Source organism: Sphingobium sp. WCS2017Hpa-17 (assembly GCF_031843765.1).
Classification (GTDB): Bacteria; Pseudomonadota; Alphaproteobacteria; order Sphingomonadales; family Sphingomonadaceae; genus Sphingobium.
Window position 1 is genome coordinate 108,710 of the sequence record NZ_JAVTIV010000004.1, and the last position, 20,869, is coordinate 129,578.

General features: G+C 64.8%; 17 protein-coding genes and 1 riboswitch. Of the genes, 1 reads left to right on the forward strand and 16 read right to left on the reverse strand.

The features are described 5' to 3' along the window. The first annotated feature begins 99 nt into the window (after positions 1-99). Positions 100-2,088: an ATP-binding protein gene (locus RQH62_RS09230; RefSeq protein ID WP_311268468.1), complete on the forward strand. Its 1,989-nt coding sequence runs from the start codon at positions 100-102 to the stop codon at positions 2,086-2,088. Here RQH62_RS09230 and RQH62_RS09235 read toward each other — a convergent pair. The 16 genes from RQH62_RS09235 to murC form a co-directional block, all read right to left on the reverse strand. After that, positions 2,045-2,935, reverse strand: coding sequence for a hypothetical protein (locus RQH62_RS09235; protein ID WP_311268469.1), 891 nt, complete (start codon positions 2,933-2,935; stop codon positions 2,045-2,047). The two genes, RQH62_RS09230 and RQH62_RS09235, sit on opposite strands and share 44 nt — an antisense overlap. A gap of 106 nt (positions 2,936-3,041) precedes the next feature. Beyond that, positions 3,042-3,695, reverse strand: a complete 654-nt coding sequence (locus tag RQH62_RS09240; protein WP_311268470.1) for a DUF938 domain-containing protein — start codon at positions 3,693-3,695, stop codon at positions 3,042-3,044. Beyond that, on the reverse strand, positions 3,692-5,263 hold the full coding sequence (gene gcvPB, locus RQH62_RS09245; protein ID WP_311268471.1) for an aminomethyl-transferring glycine dehydrogenase subunit GcvPB: 1,572 nt from the start codon (positions 5,261-5,263) through the stop codon (positions 3,692-3,694). The genes RQH62_RS09240 and gcvPB overlap by 4 nt, the downstream gene beginning before the upstream one ends. Then, positions 5,260-6,618 carry an aminomethyl-transferring glycine dehydrogenase subunit GcvPA gene (gene gcvPA / locus RQH62_RS09250; protein ID WP_311268472.1) on the reverse strand — a complete coding sequence of 453 codons (1,359 nt, stop codon included), beginning with the start codon at positions 6,616-6,618 and terminating at the stop codon, positions 5,260-5,262. Before gcvPA ends, gcvPB begins: the two co-directional genes overlap by 4 nt. Before the next feature lie 174 nt (positions 6,619-6,792). After that, the gene (gene gcvH, locus RQH62_RS09255; protein ID WP_311268473.1) at positions 6,793-7,164 is read right to left on the reverse strand and encodes a glycine cleavage system protein GcvH; all 372 of its coding nucleotides are present in this window, start codon (positions 7,162-7,164) and stop codon (positions 6,793-6,795) included. Between the two features lie 67 nt (positions 7,165-7,231). Next, entirely contained in the window at positions 7,232-8,380 is a 1,149-nt protein-coding gene (gcvT, locus tag RQH62_RS09260; RefSeq protein WP_311268474.1) for a glycine cleavage system aminomethyltransferase GcvT, read from the reverse strand. 177 nt (positions 8,381-8,557) lie between these two features. Then, positions 8,558-8,657, reverse strand: a riboswitch (glycine riboswitch). A 501-nt stretch (positions 8,658-9,158) separates the two neighbouring features. Next, a complete protein-coding gene (locus tag RQH62_RS09265) occupies positions 9,159-10,319 on the reverse strand; it encodes a deoxyguanosinetriphosphate triphosphohydrolase (RefSeq protein ID WP_311268475.1) in 1,161 nt (386 codons plus the stop codon). Positions 10,320-10,463: 144 nt separating this feature from the next. Beyond that, the gene (locus RQH62_RS09270; RefSeq protein ID WP_311268476.1) at positions 10,464-10,973 is read right to left on the reverse strand and encodes a hypothetical protein; all 510 of its coding nucleotides are present in this window, start codon (positions 10,971-10,973) and stop codon (positions 10,464-10,466) included. A 313-nt stretch (positions 10,974-11,286) separates the two neighbouring features. Next, entirely contained in the window at positions 11,287-13,242 is a 1,956-nt protein-coding gene (locus RQH62_RS09275) for a tetratricopeptide repeat protein (protein ID WP_311268477.1), read from the reverse strand. Between the two features lie 221 nt (positions 13,243-13,463). Beyond that, positions 13,464-14,924: a cell division protein FtsZ gene (gene ftsZ / locus RQH62_RS09280; RefSeq protein ID WP_311268478.1), complete on the reverse strand. Its 1,461-nt coding sequence runs from the start codon at positions 14,922-14,924 to the stop codon at positions 13,464-13,466. Between the two features lie 107 nt (positions 14,925-15,031). After that, positions 15,032-16,315, reverse strand: a complete 1,284-nt coding sequence (gene ftsA, locus RQH62_RS09285) for a cell division protein FtsA (RefSeq protein ID WP_311268479.1) — start codon at positions 16,313-16,315, stop codon at positions 15,032-15,034. 6 nt (positions 16,316-16,321) lie between these two features. Then, positions 16,322-17,266, reverse strand: coding sequence for a cell division protein FtsQ/DivIB (locus RQH62_RS09290; protein WP_311268480.1), 945 nt, complete (start codon positions 17,264-17,266; stop codon positions 16,322-16,324). After that, positions 17,259-18,209, reverse strand: coding sequence for a D-alanine--D-alanine ligase (locus RQH62_RS09295; protein ID WP_311268481.1), 951 nt, complete (start codon positions 18,207-18,209; stop codon positions 17,259-17,261). Before RQH62_RS09295 ends, RQH62_RS09290 begins: the two co-directional genes overlap by 8 nt. A gap of 124 nt (positions 18,210-18,333) precedes the next feature. Then, a complete protein-coding gene (murB, locus tag RQH62_RS09300; RefSeq protein ID WP_405053533.1) occupies positions 18,334-19,248 on the reverse strand; it encodes a UDP-N-acetylmuramate dehydrogenase in 915 nt (304 codons plus the stop codon). Next, positions 19,230-19,427 carry a hypothetical protein gene (locus RQH62_RS09305; RefSeq protein WP_311268483.1) on the reverse strand — a complete coding sequence of 66 codons (198 nt, stop codon included), beginning with the start codon at positions 19,425-19,427 and terminating at the stop codon, positions 19,230-19,232. Before RQH62_RS09305 ends, murB begins: the two co-directional genes overlap by 19 nt. Next, the gene (gene murC, locus RQH62_RS09310) at positions 19,427-20,851 is read right to left on the reverse strand and encodes a UDP-N-acetylmuramate--L-alanine ligase (RefSeq protein WP_311268484.1); all 1,425 of its coding nucleotides are present in this window, start codon (positions 20,849-20,851) and stop codon (positions 19,427-19,429) included. The genes RQH62_RS09305 and murC overlap by 1 nt, the downstream gene beginning before the upstream one ends. Between the last annotated feature and the right edge of the window lie 18 nt (positions 20,852-20,869).

Genomic DNA, 20,869 nt, shown 5'->3' on the forward strand with positions numbered 1-20,869 from the left:
GCCGATGGAGCCATGGATGCGATGGAATGCCGTGCATCCATGGAACTTTTCACCGTTGATGTTTCACCATTAACCTTGTTCGGCTAGTGTAACGGTCCAATGGCCGATACCGACTTTCCTGGCGACCAATTTGACTGGGGCCGCGCGCTTGTCCGGCGCGCGCTACCGCTGCTGCTCGGCCTGTTGCTGATCGGGTCGCTGGGCGCGCTGATCTACAGCGCCAGCAATGCGTCGCGCGACCATGCACAGGCGCTGGCGGAGCAGCAGAGCAGTTTCGAGGTCATCGCTTTGGCTCGCGGGTTCGAGGCACGCGTGGCGCGGGCGGAAGTGACGCTGGCCCGCTATGTCATCAGCCTGGACCCCGATACCGGCCGCCTGTTCCAGGACCAGTGGCGTGGCGCCGCGAGCCAGTTGAAGGCACTGAGCTATGCGACGCGCGCTTCGGGCTGGCAGAAGGGCAATGTCGCGGCGCTGCGCTATGCCTTCATCGCGCGCGGCAAGACGCTGAACGAAATCGGCCTGCGCACCACATACGACCAGAAAATGGGAGCGCTGGCGCGATTCCATCAGGCCGGCAAGAGCCAGGATCTGCGGCGGATCACCGCCCTGCTCGACCTGGTCATCAAAGCGGAGAATGACCGGCTGCGTGAACGCAGCCTGGCGGTGACGCTGGCCGGGAATCGCAACGAATGGGTGGGCAAGACGTCGCGGCTGGTCGGGCTGGCGATGCTGGTTTGCATCCTGTTCGGTATCTGGTTTGCCAATACGGCGCTTCGCGAGCGGCGCACGGCGCGGCGGTTGGCGGAGGTGGAAACGGAGCGCGCCGATCGGCTGGAGGCAGCGGTGGCGGCGCGCACGGCCGAACTGTCGGACGCCTATCAGCAGTTGAAGCAGGAATCGGCGGATCGGGCGGCGGCTGAAGACCATCTGCGCCAGATGCAGAAGATGGATGCAGTGGGCCAGTTGACCGGCGGCATCGCGCATGATTTCAACAATATGCTGGCGGTGGTTGTCGGCGGGCTGGAACTGGCCAAGCGCAAGATGGCGTTGAAGCCGGAGGAGGCGCACCGGCATCTGGACAATGCGATGGAGGGCGCCAATCGCGCGTCCGCCCTCACCCGGCGGCTGCTGGCCTTTGCCCGGTCGGAACCGCTGTTGCCGAGTGCGGTCGATCCCGATGGGTTGCTGCGCGGCATGGCCGACCTGATCGACCGGACGATCGGCGACCAGATCATTGTCCATTTTGCGGAAGGGGCGAGTGGCTGGCGCATCTTCGTCGATCAGCATCAGATGGAAAATGCGATCCTGAACCTGTGCGTCAATGCGCGCGACGCCATGGAAGGGCGCGGACGACTGACGCTCGCGACCGGGCAGACCTTGTTGTCGGACGGTGAGGTTGGAGAGTGCGCGGCGGGCGATTATGTGACCGTCAGCGTGACCGATGACGGATGCGGCATGACGCCTGAGATAGTGGCGCGCGTGTTCGAACCCTTCTTCACCACTAAGCCGGTGGGTAAGGGCACGGGGCTGGGCCTCAGCCAGATTTTCGGCTTCGTGCGGCAGTGCAGCGGTGAGATTCGCATCGAATCGACGCCCGGCGTCGGTACCGGCGTGCATCTGTACCTGCCGCGATCGGCCGGTGCTGAGGAAGCTTTGGACGCGGAGGCGCATTTCGGTCGCGCGCCGGTGGAGCAACCGCCCACCCGCATCCTGGTGGTCGAAGATGATGCGCGGGTACTCAACCAGACGATGGCGGCGCTGGCGGAACTGGGCCATCTGCCGATCGCCTGCGACCATCCAGCCAAGGCGGCCAAGCTGCTGGCCAGCCATGGCGACATCGGCCTGATCATCAGCGACGTTTTGATGCCCGACATGACCGGGCCGGAAATGGTGAAGGCCCTGCCCGCCCGTTTCCGCCACCTGCCGGTGCTGTTCGTAACCGGCTATGCCGGCGACGGCAATGACAGCGCCGATTTTGAAGCGCATGCAGTGTTGCGCAAACCCTATACGCTGATGGCGTTGGGACAGGCGCTTGGCGAGACGCTCAGCGTATCGCGCCACCCCGGAACAGCCGCGGCAGCAGAGTGACCGCGCCCAGCAGCGGCCAGCGCCGTTGCCAGGGCTTGATCTCTATCTTCGTGCCGGCATGGCGATTGATCTTCCACGCCAGATAATCGATCCCCCCAGCATAAGTGAAGCTGGCCTTGGCCAGACGCGTGACCGACAACCGCTTGCCGCGCCGCTGAAGTTGGCGCCACCGGGTGGGCGCATCGACGGGGGGCGGCGGCAGGCCATCGGCCAGCGCAGCCTCGCCGAAGCGGCGATAGCGGTCGGGATCGGCATCGACGATGGAGAGGGAACGCCCCTTCTTTTCGGCGCGCAATTCGGCGTTGTAGGTCAGGGTGAAGCCGGTCTTCCAGAGGTCGATGGTATCTCCCGGCTTTGGGCCCTGCCCTTCGTGCATCGGCTTGGCGAGCGACAGCAGGGTTGGCGCGGCCTGCGCCACCGCGGCGATCGTACGCTGGCGGGCAAGATCGTCCGACGCCCAGAGCAGGCGCGATGGCTGGGCAAAGCGCGCCCAGACCGAGACATTGTCCGCCGCAGGGCTGTTGAGCCGTGCAAAGTCGGCTTCGGACAGGACCGCATATTTGGCGATCAGACCATTATGTTCGAATGGGAAAACATTGGGCGGGATCAGCCGGTTGGCGGTCGCGAGCCAGCTTTTGCCGTAAGCGGTCGGATAGTCCGACACGATCAGGTAGAAATCGAGCATCAGCCCGTCGAGATCGGCCTCCCGCAGGCAGGAGCCGTAGAAGAGGACGGCGCGGGCGGTGGCGCAATATTGCGCGGCGAGCGCGCCGGCCATGGCGGCCGCGCGCGGATCGGCCGGGGATGAGAGCTCGGCGGTGACGAGGGGGAGGAGTTGGTTGGGCATGTGCGCCCCCCATATCCGTTCGGCCTGAGCTTGTCGAAGGCCAGTCCTGCTCCTGGCAAAAAGAAGAGCCCTTCGACAGGCTCAGGGCGAACGGAATGGGGTGGGACTATGTCTTGAGGAAAAGCAGCGACAGGTTATTCGCGGGCATTTCGATCAGGCGGTCGAAGCGCAGGCCCTGCATATTCGCTGCCGCCATCACATCCTCTACCGCGCGCAGGCCCCAGCGGGGGTCACGCGCCTTGAGCGAGGCGTCGAAGCTGAGGTTGCTGGGCGCGGTTTCCACGCCTGCGCGGGTGTAGGGGCCGTAGAGATAGAGCGGCCCGCCCGATGGCAGCACCGCCCCTGCCCCACGCAGCAAGCCAAGTGTCGCATCCCAGGGCGAGATGTGGACCATGTTGATGCAAAGGATCGCATCGGCCTGGGCGACAGGCCAGTCGGTGGCGGCGTCGAGTTGCATTGGGGCGCGGAGGTTCGGCAGGCTCGCTTCGGCGCGCCAAGCGGCAATGGAAGCGAGCGCCGCCGGATCGGGATCGGTCGGTTGCCAGTCGAGGGCGGGGAAAGCGGCGGCGAAGTGGACGGCATGTTCGCCGCTGCCGCTCGCGACCTCCAGCACAAGGCCGGAGGATGGCAGGGCGTCGCGCAGGATATCCGCGATGGCGTCACGGTTGCGCTGCGTCGCGGGGGCGTGGCGCCTGAGATCCTTCTGGCCCGCGACGGCAGGGCCGGAACCCGGTTGCCAGGGTTCCGGCCTGTCGGTCATTCGGCAGCGACCGCCAACGCGGGGTCGGTCCAGGTCAGGATCGGCTTGCGCGCGGCCAGCGTTTCGTCGAGGCGACGGCGCGGGGCGTGATAGGGCGCGCCCTTGAGCGCTTCGTCCCCGGCCTTGGCCCGTTCGGCGAGGCTGCGCAACGCCATGATGAACTGGTCAAGCGCGGCCTTGCTTTCGGTTTCGGTCGGTTCGACCAGCATCGCGCCATGGACGACCAGCGGGAAGTACATGGTCATCGGGTGGAAGCCTTCGTCGATCAGGCCCTTGGCGATGTCGAGCGTGGTGAAGCCTTCGGCCAGGCCCTTGTCGCTGAACAGCGCTTCGTGCATGCACGGGCCGCTGCCGCCGAACGGTGCGTCCAGCACGTCGTCCAGACTGCGCAGGATATAGTTGGCGTTCAGCACCGCGTCGTTCGCGACCTGACGCAGGCCGTCCGCGCCATGGCTGAGGATATAAGTCAGCGCGCGGGTGAACATGCCCATCTGGCCATGGAAGGCGACCATGCGGCCGAAGGTCTGGGCGTGGTGATCCTCCGCCGTTTCCTCCTCGACGAGCACGAACTTGTCGTCCTGCTTTTCGACGAAAGGCAGCGGGGCGAAGGGCGTGAGCGCTTCGGACAGCACGACCGGGCCGGAGCCGGGGCCGCCGCCGCCATGAGGGGTGGAGAAGGTCTTGTGCAGGTTGATGTGCATCGCGTCGACGCCCAGGTCGCCGGGGCGGACCCGGCCGACGATGGCGTTGAAGTTTGCGCCGTCGCAATAGACGAAGGCTCCGGCGGCATGGACCGCATCGGAGATCGTCTTCATGTCGCGTTCGAACAGGCCACAGGTGTTGGGGTTGGTGATCATCACCGCCGCAACATCGGGGCCAAGGCGGGCCTTGAGCGCTTCCAGATCGACGCGGCCATCCGGGGTCGCGGGAATATCCTCGACCTTATAGCCACAGAAGGCGGCGGTGGCGGGGTTGGTGCCATGGGCGCTTTCGGGGACGAGGACGACGCTGCGCGCGTCGCCGCGCGCTTCCAGCGCGGCGCGGATGGCGAGCAGACCGCACAGTTCGCCATGGGCGCCGGCTTTGGGCGACATCGCGACCGAATGCATGCCGGTCAGCGTCACCAGCCAGGCGGCCAGTTCATGGATGACGGCCAGTGCGCCCTGCACGGTGGACTGCGGCTGGAGCGGGTGGATATCGGCGAAACCGGGCATCCGCGCGACCTTTTCATTCAGGCGCGGGTTGTGCTTCATGGTGCAGCTGCCGAGCGGGAACAGGCCAAGGTCGATGGCATAGTTCTGGCGCGACAGGCGGGTGTAGTGACGCACCGTTTCCTGCTCCGACAGGCCGGGCAGGCCGATGCTGTCGGTGCGGGCGAGCGCACCGAGGCGGCGCTCCACCTTCGGCGCGTCGGCGAAATCAACGCCGGTGGTGTCGGTCGATCCGATCTCGAAGACCAGCTTTTCCTCCAGCATCAGCGCGCGGTTGCCGGTGGCGGTTGTGGGGGCCATATGCGCGTCCTCGACGGCTTGCGGGGTGGTCGGGCGACCTTCCTTGAGCATGCTCATGCCAGTTCCTCCTCAAGCGCGGCGGCAAGACTTTCGATATCCTCCGCTGTAACGGTTTCGGTCACGGCGACGACCAGGCCGTTGCCGATGGCCGGTGCGTCCGGGAACAGGCGGCCGAGCGAGACACCAGCGAGAATGCCCTTGTCAGCGAGGGTGCGGACGACTTCACGGGCATCCTTGGTCAGGACCAGCGTGAATTCGTTGAAGAAGCTGTCGTTGAGCAGCGTGACGCCCGGCACCTTCGCCAGACGATCGCCAGCCTGTACGGCGAGGCCGTGGTTCAGGCTGGCGAGGTCGCGCAGGCCGCGTTCGCCCAGCAGGGTCATGTGGATGCTGAAGGCCAGCGCACACAGGCCGGAGTTGGTGCAGATGTTCGACGTCGCCTTCTCGCGGCGGATATGCTGCTCGCGGGTGGAGAGCGTCAGCACGAAGCCACGCTTGCCCGCAGCGTCGACGGTTTCGCCGCACAGGCGACCCGGCATCTGGCGGACATATTTCTGCTTGCAGCCGAACAGGCCCAGATAGGGACCGCCAAATTGCAGGCCAACGCCGATCGACTGGCCTTCGCCCACGACGATATCCGCGCCCATATGGCCCGGCGCCTTGATCGCGCCAAGGGCTACAGGTTCCGTGACAACCGCAACCAGCAGCGCGCCGGCCGCATGGGCCGCGTCGGCCAGCGGGGTCAGGTCAGCGATGCGACCGAGAATGTCGGGATATTGGACGACGACGCAGGACGTATCCTTGTCGATCGAGGCGATCAGCGCGTCGATGTCGGTCGCGGCATCCAGCGTCGGCGCTTCATGCACCAGGGCGTCGCCGGTGAACTTCGCCATGGTGTTGGCGACCGAGACATAATGGGGATGCAGGCCCGACGAGAGCAAAGCCTTGCCGCGCTTGGTGATGCGGCGGGCCATGCCGATCGCTTCCCAGCAGGCGGTCGAGCCGTCATACATGGAGGCATTGGCAACATCGACGCCCAGCAGGCGGGCGACCTGCGTCTGGAATTCGAACAGCACCTGCAACGTACCCTGCGCGATTTCCGGCTGATAGGGCGTGTAGGCGGTCAGGAACTCGCCGCGCTGGATCAGATGATCGACGCTGGCGGGAACATGATGTTTGTAGGCGCCGGCACCCAGGAAAAAGGGCGCCTCCCCTGCCGACAGATTCTTGCGTGCCAGCGCGCCCATGTGGCGCTCGACCGCCAGTTCGCTGGCATGGTCGGGCAGGCCGGCGATGGTGCCGCTCAGGCGGGCCTCTGCGGGCACATCCACGAACAGGTCGTCGATGGACGACGCGCCGATGACGGACAGCATGTCCTGCCGGTCGGTGTCGGTAAGGGGTAAGTAGCGCATTTCGTTTTTCTCCTCCTCCCTATTAGGGAGGGTTGATCGGAGTCACGTGCCTCCGATCAAGGGGTGGGTCGCAAGCGGAGCGAGCGCTGCTCCGTGGCGATAGGGCAGTCGCTCCCTGCGGTCGCGACCCACCCCTTCCCCCTCCCTAGAAAGGGAGGGGCTTATTTTTGTTGCTTAGAGGCTCGCCACGAACTTCTTGTAGGCGGCTTCGTTCATCAGGCCCTCCAGCTCGCTGGTGTCAGCGATGCGCAGTTTGAAGAACCAGCCATCTTCTTCGGCATCGCTGTTGACCAGCGCGGGCTCGTCTTCCAGCGCGCCATTGCTCTCGACGACTTCGCCCGAGATCGGGGCATAGACGTCGGATGCGGCCTTGACCGATTCCACGACGGCGGCGTCGTCGCCCTTTTCGAAGGTCGTGCCCTCGGCAGGCAGTTCGACGAACACGATGTCGCCCAGCTGTTCCTGCGCATAATCGGTGATGCCAACGGTGGCGATTTCGCCCTCTACGTCGATCCACTCATGTTCGTCGGTGAAATAACGGCTCATTTTCTACTCCCCAGAAGTGATTTGCTTGAAAATCACGACCACCAAAAAGGTCAAAAAATATGCAGACTCAGGCCTTGCGGCGATAACGATGCGGAACGAACGGCATCGGCGCAACCACCGCGGCGATGCGCTTGCCGCGCACTTCGATTTCCAGCGCGGTCCCTTCCGCGCTGTGCGGCAGGCTGACCCAGCCCATGGCGATCGGCGCGCCCACGCTCGGCGCGAAGCCGCCGGAGGTGACTTCGCCGACCTGAGTGGCGCCGATATGGATGGTCGCGCCTTCGCGGGCCGGCAGACGGCCTTCGATCTTCAGACCCACGCGCCTGGCGCCGGGACCATCGGCCAGTTCCTTCATGACGCGGGCATGGCCGATGAAGCCACCTTCCTCGCGGCGGCGCTTCTGAATCGCGAAGCCCAGGTCCGCGCCGATGGTGCTGACGGCGGGCGACAGGTCATGGCCGTAGAGCGGCAGGCCGGCCTCCAAACGCAGCGAATCGCGCGCGCCAAGGCCGATCGGCTTGACCTGCGGCAAGGCGCACAGCGCATCGGCCAGCAGGGTCACGTCGTCGGCCGGGATGCTGATTTCAAAGCCATCCTCGCCGGTATAGCCCGAACGGCTGATCCACAGCGACACGCCGCGCCAGACGAACGGGCCGGACTGCATGAAGATGAGGTCGGCAGTTTCGGGAATGAGCGCAACGAGCGCCTCGCCCGCTTCCGGTCCTTGCAACGCCAGCAGCGCCTGATCGGCCATATGGTTCATGACGACCGCATCGGGCAGATGTTCGATGATCCAGCCGATATCATCATATTTGGTCGCGCCGTTGACGACCATATAGATGTCCGCACCATCGAAGGCATCAGCGCCGAGGCGCGATACCATCAGATCGTCGAGGATACCGCCGTCTTCGTCCAGCAGCATCGAATAGCGCTGACGGAAGGGCTTCAGCCCCGCAATGTCGCTGGGCAGGATATGTTCGAGCGCGGCGTCCACGCCTTCGCCGCTGAAGGTCAGCTGACCCATATGGCTGACATCGAACAGGCCGGCATGTTCGCGGGTCCAGCTATGTTCGGCCATGATGCCTTCATACTGGATCGGCATATGATAGCCGGCAAAGCCGACCATGCGCGCGCCACGGGCGCGGTGCCAGGCGTCGAGCGGGAGCGCTTCGAGCGGCAGGTCTTCGAAATGCGTGGCGTCTTGCGTGCCGGACATGAGCGGCCTTTCCATGCAGGAGGTGGTAGCGACAGCATAGACAGGCCCGGAGTCGGACCTGTGACAACTGCCACCCCCTCTGTCACGGAACCTGAGAGCTTTGACCAGCGGCCTTGCGGCCACATGGCTTACCCCTTCGGTGGGACAGCATCAGCCGTCCGCTTTCCAGAGTGCCTTGCGCGCGATGCGGTCCTTTAACCTGAGAGATTCCGGGGCGGTTGCTCCTTCGGTGACGGGGTGGCCTCAAAGGCTTCCCATGCTCTCCCGCATCATGCCCGGCGAACGAATCCGCCGGAGACGGATGTCGCATTGCGTCAAACGCACGGGCGCGTCAATCGGCTTGTTCTTCCTGCGCCAGACGCTGTGCCATGGCGCGGGCGGCGGTGCGGCAGGTGTTCAGTTCGGCCTGCGCGGCGGGATCGGTCAGGGTCAGGTCGGCAAAGCCCCCTCCCCTTCATACAGCGCCAGGAACCGTTCGACCCCGTTGAAATTGGAGTCTGCAATCATGCGATGGAGAAGGTCGACCTTGTCCGCCCAGACGCGCGATCATGGCGACGCAGCAGGCGGGAAAGATCGTCGAGCTGGGCGGCGAAGGCCGCGATCTGGGGGTGAAGTGCCATGGCGCGTAGGTACAAGGATGCGGTAGCGGGCGGCAAGGTGTGGGGTAGGAACGGATCGTTTCCGATCCCCCTCCACCCGTTCGCCCTGAGCCTGTCGAAGGGCGTTGCCAGCGCCCCGGCCCGACAGGCTCAGGGCGAACGGAGGTGAGGTAGTAGAGTTACGCCTCCACCACCATCTTGCCGTAGATTTCCGCATGGCGCTTTTCGGCGTAGCGATCGGTCATGCCGGCAATGAAGTCGGCGATGTGGCGGCTGCGGCTCGGCTCCTCCAGCGCGCAATCGTCGCGCCATTCAGGCGGCATCAGCGCCGGGTCGGCCTGATAGGCGGCGAACAGGTCGGTGACGATCACCCGTGCCCGGTCGGCCGCCGCCAACTGCTCGGGATGATGATAGAGGGTCGCGTACATGAAGCGCTTCAAATCACGCTCCTGCGCGGCCAGTTCCGGCGAGAAGGCGACGAGCGTGCGGCCGAGCGCGCGGACATCCTCGACCGTCTCGACACCCGACTCCGCGATATTGGCGCGGGTGGACGCGATCAGGTCATTGGCCATGACGCCGATCTGCTCGCGCACCAGTTCGCGCAGCAGACGGTCGGGCGCGACATCGGGATAGCGGGCGCGCACCCGATCCCAGCAATGTCGGACGAAAGGAACGTCCAGCAATTGGTCGAGCGTCAGCAGCCCGGCGCGCAGGCCATCGTCAATGTCGTGATTGTCATAAGCGATATCGTCCGAAATCGCGGCCAGTTGCGCCTCCAGCGAGGCATGGCTGGTAAGGTTCAGCGGGAAGAGCGCATCCAGTTCACGCATTGCCCAGCCGGGATGGTCGATCGGACCATTATGCTTGGCCAGCCCCTCCAGCATTTCCCAGCTGAGGTTGAGGCCCCGGAACCGGGGATAGGGGCTGTCGAGCAGCATCAGCGTGCGCAGCGTATGAGCGTTGTGGTCGAAACCGCCATGCGCGTCGAGCGCCTGCTCCAGCGCGTCTTCGCCCGCATGGCCGAAGGGGGGATGGCCGATGTCGTGGGCGAGGCAAAGAGCTTCGGTCAGATCTTCGTTGAGGCCCAGCGTGCGCGCGGTGGTGCGGCCGATCTGCGCTACCTCCAGGCTGTGGGTCAGGCGGACGCGGAAATGATCGCCATCGGGCGACACGAACACCTGCGTCTTGTGGCGCAGGCGGCGGAAGGCGATGGAGTGGATGATCCGGTCGCGGTCCCGCTGAAACATGTCGCGCGGCCCCCGCACCTCCCCGCCCGGTTCGGCATGGAGGCGGCCACGGCTGGCGTCGGGATGGCAGGCATAGGAGGCAAGCGTCGTCATGCCGTGCCTGTTAGCCCAAAGCGCGGCGGGTTTGAACGGCTAGTGAGAGGTGGTTGCAGATTTGCAGCTTTGGGTGGGTAGGCGACTGTCCACTTCCGGCAAAGTTTGCATGAAATGCGACATTCGGGGGCTGTCAGGCGGCGGCTACATCGCGATTTCACAACGCTGCATGAATTCATTCCATTTCGCACGCGCTTTGGAGTCCATCTCTACCGCCATCGTGTAACCCGTCGTAAATAGAGACATCATCTTGCTCTTGCCGATCTCCTTGAGTTGCTTATCCGTTTTCGAGAGGCGGATTGTAAGGTCCCAGCCAACCGCAGGGCTTTTCGCGGCCTCAGCAGGAATGAACTGCGGATCACCCTTTCCACCAAACAAGGCCATCATAGCAGCCCCCTCCGGCATAGTTGCGCCCGCGTTATCGCCAATCGGCTTGCCTGTCTTTAAATCGATAAGCTGTGTAACGCCGGTTTCGGTTATGATCACTTCATTCCGCGTGCATTCGAAACGATAAGAAACTGGACTGCCAGCACCAAAGGTAAGAACTGCACCGCGACTATCTGCCTCATGACGAAGCTCCCAGTCCGCAGCTTGTGCGCTCGCCGGAACTATGAGCGCAATTGCAATGCAGAACGTCTTCAGGTGTGGTGACATGGGCTGCTTCTCTCGGATTTTCTATCTTCTTCTAGTCGATAGCAAATCTGCGCGCTCGTCAACTGCATGAGATCACAAGGAGCAATATCGCCAACGCCGAATGAACGGCCCATTAGCCTTCATGGATACGGCCGTTTTGAGAGACACAGCATGACTGCTCGGACGGCAACAAATGGTCGATACGAGACATATCTTATTTCGTCATGCCGGGCTTGACCCGGCATCCCGTTTTCTCCGCAAGCGTCAGAAAAAGCCCCCCGGATCAAGTCCGGGGTGAAGGAAGTTAGTCGTAAATCGACCTTTTAAAGCAAGCTCACTCGCCCGCTAGTTTCTCGACCACCTCACCGGCTTCGCTGCGCCAGGCGAAGACGTCGGCGCCGTCCTTTTTCAGGCTGGCTTCCAGTTCCTTGGCGCGGGTGAAGCTGGCGAAGGGGCCGACCAGCAGGCGATTGGTGCGGCCCCAGCTGGCACTCCACGCACCTTGGGGGGCCAGGATCGTGTATTTCTTGCGCAGGCCCTTCATAGTGAAGCCGAGTGCCCCCTTGCTCTGGCCGACGCCGACCTGAAGCCAGTTGCGCGAGGGGTTGGCGGCGAGACGTTTCTTTTCCTCAGCTTCGGCCCTGGCCTTTGCATCGGCCTCCGCTTTGGCCTTAGCAGCCGCGTCCTTCTTCGCCTTGTCGGCGGCGGTCTTGGCGGCAGCCTGACGTTCGGCGCGGCGGGCGGCCTGAAGCGCGGCCACTTCGTTCAGGTCGACGGCGGCGACGCTCGACTGACGCTCGGTGTCCGGAACGTCGATCGCGTGGATGATGTCGGCCAGCGTGCGGACCATTTCGGGGTCAGGCTGCTGCGTGGCGGCGGACGGCTGGGGAACCGGAGCCGGCGGGGCAGCAGCGGGGGGCGTTTCTTCCGGTGCGGGGGTCGCGGGAGCCGATGCGGCCGACGTTGATGCAGCCGATGTGGGCGGCGTAGGCATAGGTGGCGTCGGCGTGGGCGCTTGGGCCAGCGTGATCGCGTTCAATTGCGATCCGCTGCTGGACGGCGGATTTTGCGGCGACGTGGCGCGGGGCGCGCTGGTTTCGATCGAGTCAAAGCCCGGTGCCGGCGGACCCTGCACCGTTGCATTGGGCGCTGTCGCTTGCCGCACGGGCGGCGTGGCGGGTTTCGGTTCCGGCGTGCGTGTTTCAGGCAGAGGCTGGATCTGCGGCCGCGCCTGCGGCGCAGGCGCCGTGCGGCTGGGTTGTGGCGCAGGCTGTTGCAACATCGGCTGGCGGGCGGACTGCGGCACCGGCGGCTTGGTTTCCGCCTGTGCCACCTGTGTCTGCGCCGGACGGCGGGCGACGGCCAGACGTTCGGCGCGTGCCTGACGGGCGGCTTCACGCTGCTGGCGACGCTGTTCGCTGCGGCTGAGCGGTTTCGTCTTCTCAGGCGTGGCGGCTGCGACCGTCACCGGCTTGCTATCCGGAACGGCGATGCCGGGCGCCGGGGGCGTCGGCGTGATCACGGCGATGCTGGTGCCGATCTGCTGCGGGAAATGACCGAAATGCACCGCTGCGGCCTTTTGCGCGGCGGTCAGATAAGGCATTTTCTGCATATAGGGTGTAATGGCGCCGGCCAGCTGCGCGGGCATGGTCTGCTGCGCCACCTTCTGGGCCTCAGTCTGCTTGTTGTTCATCGCCAGGATGAACGCCTTGTAGCGCCAGGCAGCCCGGTCGCTCTTGTAGAGGAGGGGTTCGAGGATTTTATCCGACGCAGCCACCTGCCCTGCGATGCCGAGCGAGGCCGCGTAGCGGCGCACCAGTTCGTCATCATTGGGCGTGCGTTGCAGCGCGGCCTGATAGTCACGTTGTGCGCCGGCCTGATCGCCGGTCATGTCCTTTGCCAGACCGCGATCGGACTGGATGGTGGTGTCGGGATAGCCCAGCCGGGCCGCCTGATCGAACAGGCGCAGCGCTTCGGTCGGGTTCTGCATCTTGAGCATCACCCGTGCCAGCCCGGCCTTGATCCGGCCATTGCCGCTCTCGATCGCGTCGGCGCGGGCATAGAAGCCGGCGGCGGCGCGGGGATCGTCGAGCGCCAGTGCAGCTTCGCCCGCACCGATCAGCGCCGCCACGTCGCGCGGGTTGGATGCGAGCTTTGCCAGATTGGCGTTGAGATCGGCAGCGCCCAGCGGGCGGACAAGCTGAGACTGGTCGAGTTGCGCCTGCGCCACGCCCGCCGGCAGCGCGCCAGCAAGACAAAGTCCGAAAATCCAGGGAGAATTCTGTTTCACATCCAGGCCTTAGAGCGTTCCGAAGTCGGCCGGGACAGCCGACGGCTGGCAGAACGCGGAAAACAAGAGATATTCAGAGCATCGTCCGATTCAATCCCGGCCGACGGTCTAGACGATCCCTTGCTGAATAGGAAATTGGTGCAACGAAAAAGCGCGCCGGGTCGCCCCAGGCAACCGACAGCGCGCTTCTTCATGGTTCCACGGCCGGAGCCGCGCAGAAATTACTGGTTGCTCTGACGATTGAGGAAACGGGGAATGTCCACGCCCGGTGCCGCATCATCAGCGCCCGCCGCCTTGTCGGCACCACGGGTCAGGCCAGCCATGCGCTCGAATAGCGTACCGCCGGTGGCGACGCGCGGTGCCGGTGCGGCGGGGGCGGCAGGTGCCGGCTGTTCGGCCGCTTCGGCGCCGAGGATCAGCTCATCTTGCCCCGCATCCTCATCATCGAAGACGGCGGCCGGCTTGGGCTGTGCGAAGGATGGTGACGGGGCGACGGGGGCCGGCGCTGCCGGCACATCCAGTTCCAGCGTTTCGGGCTGCGGCACGGGGGCCGGAGCAGGCGTCGGCGCAGGTGCGACGACGGGAGCGGGCTGGGCCACGACAGGCGCTGGCGCAGGCTTGGGCGCGGCAGTCGCAGGCTGCGACTGGGGCACCGAAACCGACGGGCGGTTGGCGAAGCTGAACGGCTGAGTCAGCGGCGCGGCATTGCCGCCCGCTTCGGCTTCGATACCGGTGGCGACCACCGACACGCGGATCTTGCCGTTGAGGCCGTCGTTAAAGGCGCTGCCCCAGATGATGTTCGCGTCCGGATCGACCAGTTCGCGGATATGGTTGGCGGCTTCGTCCACTTCCATCAGGCGCATGTCATCGCCACCGACGATGGAGACGATCACGCCCTTCGCCCCGCGCATCGACACGCCGTCCAGCAGCGGGTTGGCGATTGCCTTTTCAGCGGCCTGAAGTGCACGGCCGTCGCCCTCGGCTTCGCCGGTGCCCATCATCGCCTTGCCCATTTCGCCCATCACCGAACGGACGTCGGCAAAGTCGAGGTTGATGAGGCCGGGCATGATCATGAGATCGGTGATGCTGCGAACGCCCTGTTGCAGCACTTCGTCCGCCATCTGGAACGCTTCCTTGAAGGTCGTGTTCGGATTGGCGATCAGGAAAAGATTCTGGTTCGGAATGACGATCAGCGTATCGACATGCTTTTGCAGTTCTTCGATGCCGGCATCGGCCGACTTCATGCGGCGATTGCCTTCGAAGGTGAAGGGCTTGGTCACGACGCCGACAGTCAGGATGCCGCGATCGCGCGCAGCCTTCGCGATGACGGGGGCCGCACCCGTGCCGGTGCCGCCGCCCATGCCGGCGGTGATGAAGCACATGTGGGCGCCGTTGAGCGCCTCTTCGACCGAAGCGATGGTTTCTTCAGCAGCCGCCTTGCCGATTTCCGGGCGCGAACCGGCGCCCAGACCTTCGGTGATTTGCGGGCCAAGCTGAATACGCCGTTCGGCTGGCGAGCTGTTCAGCGCCTGCGCATCGGTATTCGCCACGATGAAGTCCACGCCTTCGACCGAAGCGGCAATCATGTTTGCGATGGCATTGCCGCCCGCGCCGCCGACGCCGATCACCGCGATCCGCGGCTTCAGTTCGTCCACATGCGGTGGGCTGATTTCAATGCTCATATAGTCTGCTCCCTCAGCTTCCTCGTCAGGAAGCAACGCCGTCATACAATGTTAACACCAGAAAATAGCGTATTTCACCAGCTATTTTCGTCTTTTTAGCATTTCGTCTAATAGTTCGTCTTCATCGCGCGCATCATGCGTTGCCACCAGAGCGGCGCACCCAGACGATGCACCGTTTGCGGCGCAGGCGCCATCGTGCGGAGATCAACCGGGTTGGAAGCGCCGTAAAGCGCGAGTCCCGCCAATGTCGCGAAGGCCGGGCCACTATGCGCTTCGGGCATGGCGGACAAGCCCCTTGGTCGCCCGACACGCACGGCGCGGCCCAGAGCGCCCTGCGCATAATCGGCAATGCCCTTCATTTCCGCGCCGCCGCCGGTCAGAACGACCTGACGCCCGGTGGAGTTGAAGCCCATGCCGGCGAGCGCCGCATTCACCTCCGTCATGATCTGGTTCAGCCGTTCGCAAATGACGCCGACCAGCGATGCGCGCGTGATCTTGCCCCCTTCCGCATTGGGTCCGGCGGCCTGCCCCGGAATCGCGATTTCGCCATGGGGCGGCGCGATTTCGATCATCTCACGGAAATCGCGGGGGTTCTGCATAGCCGAGCCATAGAAGCACTTGATCCGCTCCGCCTGGCTGCGACGGATGCCGAAGGCCGAAGCGATGTCGTCGGTAATGTCCGCCGCGCCCATCGGGATGGAATGGAGGCCAACGAGCATGCCGCCGGCATAGAGCGACACATTGGTGACGCCCGCGCCTATTTCCACCAGCGCCACGCCCAGATCGCGCTCTTCCTCCGACAGGCAGGCAAGACCCGTCGCGATCGGCGCGGCGACGATAGAATTGACGTTGAGATAGGCGCCACGCACGCACAGGTCGAGATTGGCGAGCGGCGCGCCGTCCGCCAGCACGACATGGATATCGACACCGAGCAGGTCCGCGTGCATGCCGAGCGGCTTCTTCACCGGCACCTTGCCATTGATGGTGAAGCAGGTCGGCTGCGCGTGCAGGATGATGCGGCCGTCGGGGTCTATGCCTTGCTGCCCGGTGGTAAGGAGATCGTCGATATCGGGCTGTTCGATGCGATAGCCGCCCATGTCGCGTTCCACCGTGACGACATCGCTGACGAGGGAGCCGCCCGAAAAGCTGACCCACACATCCTCGATATTGGTGCCCGCGACCCGTTCCGCCTGCTCCACGGTTTCGCGGACGGCCAGTTCGGTGCGCTCCATGTCGGCGATGAAGCCGCGACGCACGCCACGGCTTTCCCGCTGACCCGTGCCCAGGATCGCGAGTTCGCCGGTGTCGGTGCGACCTGCGATCAGCGCCGACACTTTCCAGGAGCCAATGTCGATCGCGGTAATGAGCTTTTCGACCTTGGGCTGCGCCATCTTGTCTTAGCCTTCCTCGCCTGCGTCCGGCGCCTTGGCGGTGGCCGCTGCGGCGTCGGTCGGCTTTTCCTCGACCTTGCCCTGCGGCAGGCGCAGGACGAAACGGTCGGGGTCGCGCATGTCGAATTTGACGATGCCCCGGCCCAGCAGCCGGTTAACGCCATCCATGCGCGCGAAATTCACCAGGGCACCGGCCGAATCCTTGTCGCCCTCCGGCAGGGAGAGCGTCTCACCCGATTGAAAGCGCAAGTCCCAGCGGCGGTTCCCGACCCAGGTCGCCCCGGCGAGCATGGGTTTGAGCGCAGGCGCGTTTTCCATCAGCCGGTTGAGGCCGGCGGTCTGTCGATTGGCATTGGGACCAACGACCAGCGGCAGATCCGGCATGGCGCTCGCCGACACCGACTGGAGCACGACACCCTGCACGTCGATCAGGTGCAACTGCCCTTCATGCTGCCACACGGCAACGGGGTCGCGTTCGACGATGTCGACCACCAGCGTATCGGGCAGGCGGCGGGAAATGCGTGCATCCTTGACCCAGCCGAGCTTCAGCATGTCGGCCCGCACCTTGGGCAGGTCGAGCGAGAGCATGGAGCGGTCCACCTGCCCCAACGCGATGTTATAGACGGGCAGTTCGTCCATCCGCTCGACACCGCGCACCTCGACCTTGTCGACTTCGAACCCGGCGCGGGCGGCGATATCCGCTGCCTGCTGCCGGGCCATGCCGGGCAGACCCGCGAAGATGGCGATGGATACGACGATGGCGCCGAAGATGCCGACAATCGCCCAGCTGGCCATGCGTTGCAGGGTCGCTTCACTAACCGGCAGCATTTCGACCAGCCGGTCGAGGCTGCTCTGGCGCTTGAGCGCGCGGCCACGGCCGCCTTTCGTCGCCCTGCCCTTTGCGCTGCTCAGCCGTGCGGTGCCGCCGCGCCGGATGCGTGCCTCAGCCATCGTCATGCCCCCCGGCGCGGTCCAGCGCCTCTGCCACAATAGTCTCTACCAACGTAGCATAGTCAATGCCCAGCTTCGCCGCCTGTTCGGGGACGAGGCTGAGCGAGGTCATGCCCGGCTGGGTATTGACCTCCAGCAAGAACAGCCCCTTGATGCCCTGTTCGTCATCCCAGCGAAAATCGGCGCGCGACGCGCCCTTGCAGCCGAGCAGCTGATGCGCGCGCAAAGCCAGCGCCTTGCAGGCTTCGGTGATTTCGGCCGGTATTTCGGCGGGGCAGACATGTTCGGTCATGCCGTCGGTATATTTGGCGTCGAAATCGTAGAAGCCGCTCTTGGGGCGCAGTTCGGTGACCAGCAGAGCTTCGTCCCCCAGCACGGCAGTCGTCAGCTCGCGACCGCGAATATAGGGTTCGGCGAGCAGTTCGGGGAAATCCTGCCACGGCCCGACGCTATCGCGGGCGATCGGGTTGCCGTAATTGCCCTCCGCCGTGACGATGGCGACGCCGACCGAGCTGCCTTCATTGACGGGCTTGAGCACATAGGGACGCGGCAGCGGATCGGCGGTGAACAGGCTTTCGCTCTGCACGATATGGCCGCCGGGCATGGGGATGCCATGGGGCACCAGCGCCTGCTTGGTAAGCTGCTTGTCGATCGCGATGACCGATGTGGCAAGGCCGCTATGGGTGTAGGTGAGGCCCATCAGGTCCATCATGCCCTGCACCGTGCCGTCTTCGCCGGGGACGCCATGGAGCGCGTTGAAGATTACGTCGGCCTTCGTTTCGGCCAGCCGCGCGGCGACGTTGCGGTCCATGTCGATCCGCGTGACTGTATGGCCACGTGATTCCAGCGCCTTGGCCACGCCCTCGCCCGACGACAGCGAGACGGGGCGCTCCGCCGACCAGCCGCCCATGAGGACGGCGACATGCCAGGGACCACGGCTCATAGGTAACACTCCAGAAGGTTCGTCATGCCAGCGAAGGCTGGCATCTCACTGCCTTTTGACGCAGCGGAAGAAGAAAAGAGAGATCCCAGCATTCGCTGGGATGACGGAGTGAGAATATTGCGCATCACTTCGCAACCCCGACACGCTGGATTTCCCATTCCAGTTCGACGCCGCTCCTGGCCTTCACGCGGCGGCGGACTTCCTCGCCCAGCGCTTCGATGTCTGCGCTGGTCGCCTCGCCGGTGTTGAGCAGGAAATTGGTGTGTTTTTCGCTGACCTGCGCGCCGCCCAGTTGGAGGCCACGACAGCCCGCTTCATCCACCAGCGCCCAGGCCTTGTGCCCGTCCGGGTTCTTGAAGGTCGATCCGCCGGTCTTGCTGCGCAGCGGCTGACTTTCCTCACGCGCAGTGGCGATGCGATCCATTTCGGCCTGAATTGCGGCGGGCTCGCCCGGTTCGCCCCGGAAAGTCGCGCTGACGACCACGGCGCCGTCGGTCAGGTTGGAATGGCGATAGGTGTAATGGAGGTCGCGGGCGAGCAGCGTGATCTGCTCGCCGGAGCGCAGCACGACCTCACACGACAGCAATATGTCCGCCGTCTCGCGGCCATAGGCGCCGCCGTTCATACGCACGAAACCGCCGACCGTACCGGGGATGGAGCGCAGAAATTCAAGGCCCGCTATCCCCGCGTCGCGCGCGGTGGAGGAAACGAGGATGCCCGACGCGCCAGCGCCGCAGGGCAGTGTGACCTCATCCAGCCGGTCGACCTTGGCGAAGGGCTTGCCGAGGCGCACGACCACGCCCGGCACGCCACCGTCGCGCACGATGAGGTTGGAGCCGAGGCCCAGCGCCATCACAGGGACATCTGGGTCCAGCATGGCCAGGAAATCGGACAGGTCGTCCGCATCCTTGGGCTCGAACAGCCATTGCGCCACGCCGCCCGCCTTGAACCAGACGAGCGGCGCCAGCGGGGCGTCAGCCTTGAGCGTGCCGCGAACGGGCGGGAGGGCCGTGATGGTCGTCAACCGCGCATGCCCCACAGGTTCATCCAGCCTTTCATCGCCTTCATGCTCGCCTGCCCCGCGTCATGCGCAGCAAGGCTGGTCTGGACCTGCTTCTGCGCGGCCTCCACCATGTCGCGCGCGACCTCCACACCCTGCATCTGGGCATCGATCATGCGCTTCTGCATTTCCAGGCCTACGGCGAACAGCTCGAACATCAGACGGCTTCCTTCACGCTGTTCACGGCGGCGGCGAGGCCCGCCGCCCATTTGGTGATATCGCCAGCGCCAAGGCAGATGACCATGTCGTCGGACTGGATATCGGCGGCGATGACCTTGGCCAGATCATCGGCATCGGCCACGGTCCCGGCGTGGCGATGACCGCGCCGCTTGAGGCCCGCGACCAGCGCGGCGCTGTCCACATCCTCGATCGGCTGTTCGCCAGCGGTGTAGACGGGGGCGGCGTAGACGATGTCGGCGTCATTGAACGCCTGCTGGAACTCATCCATCAGGTCGCGCAGGCGGGTGAAGCGGTGCGGCTGGACCACGGCGATGACGCGGCCCTTGGCGCCTTCGCGTGCGGCGGCGAGGACGGCCCTGATCTCGACCGGGTGGTGGCCATAATCGTCGATGACGGTGGCGGTGCCGCCCGCCACTTCGATCTCGCCGACCTTGGTGAAGCGGCGCTTCACGCCGCCGAACTTGGCGAAGCCGGTCTGGATGGTCGCATCGTCGATGCCCATTTGCAGCGCCACGCCGATCGCGGCCATGGCGTTCAGCACATTGTGACGACCGGGCATCGGCATTTCGATCCCCTCGATCCGGCGGGTCGACCCGTCGCGCTCGCGGATCTGAATGTCGAAGCGGTTGCCGCCGGGAATGGGCTGGACATTGTCGCCGCGAATGTCGGCTTGGGCCGAGAAACCATAGGTCACGATACGGCGGTCCTGCACGCGCGGCAGGATCGCCTGCACTTCGGGATGATCGAGGCAGAGCATCGCCGCGCCGTAGAAGGGCACATTGCCGACGAACTCGACGAAGGCGTCCTTGACCCGGTCGAAGCTGCCATAATGATCAAGATGTTCAGGATCGATATTGGTGACGACCGCGATCGTGCCGTCGAGACGCAGGAAACTGCCGTCGCTCTCGTCCGCTTCCACGACCATCCAGTCGCTGTTGCCGAGGCGCGCGTTGGAGCCATAGCTGTTGATGATGCCGCCGTTGATGACCGTGGGGTCCACGCCGCCGGCGTCCAACAGTGCGGCGACCATGGAGGTGGTGGTGGTCTTGCCATGGGTACCGGCGATGGCGACGGTCGATTTCAAGCGCATCAGTTCGGCGAGCATTTCGGCGCGGCGGATGACCGGGATACGGGTTTCCAGCGCCAGTTCGACTTCGGGATTGCCGCGCTTGATCGCGGTGGAGGTGACGACCACGGCAGCGTCGCCCAGATTTTCGGCCTTGTGGCCGATCATCACCTTGATCCCCTTGGCGCGCAGCCCTTCCACGACATAGCCTTCCGCCACATCGCTGCCCTGTACGCTGTAACCCAGATTATGCATCACTTCGGCGATGCCGGACATGCCGATGCCGCCGATGCCGATGAAATGGATCGTGCCGATGTCTGTGCCGACACCCTTCATGCTTTTGTCTCCGGAACC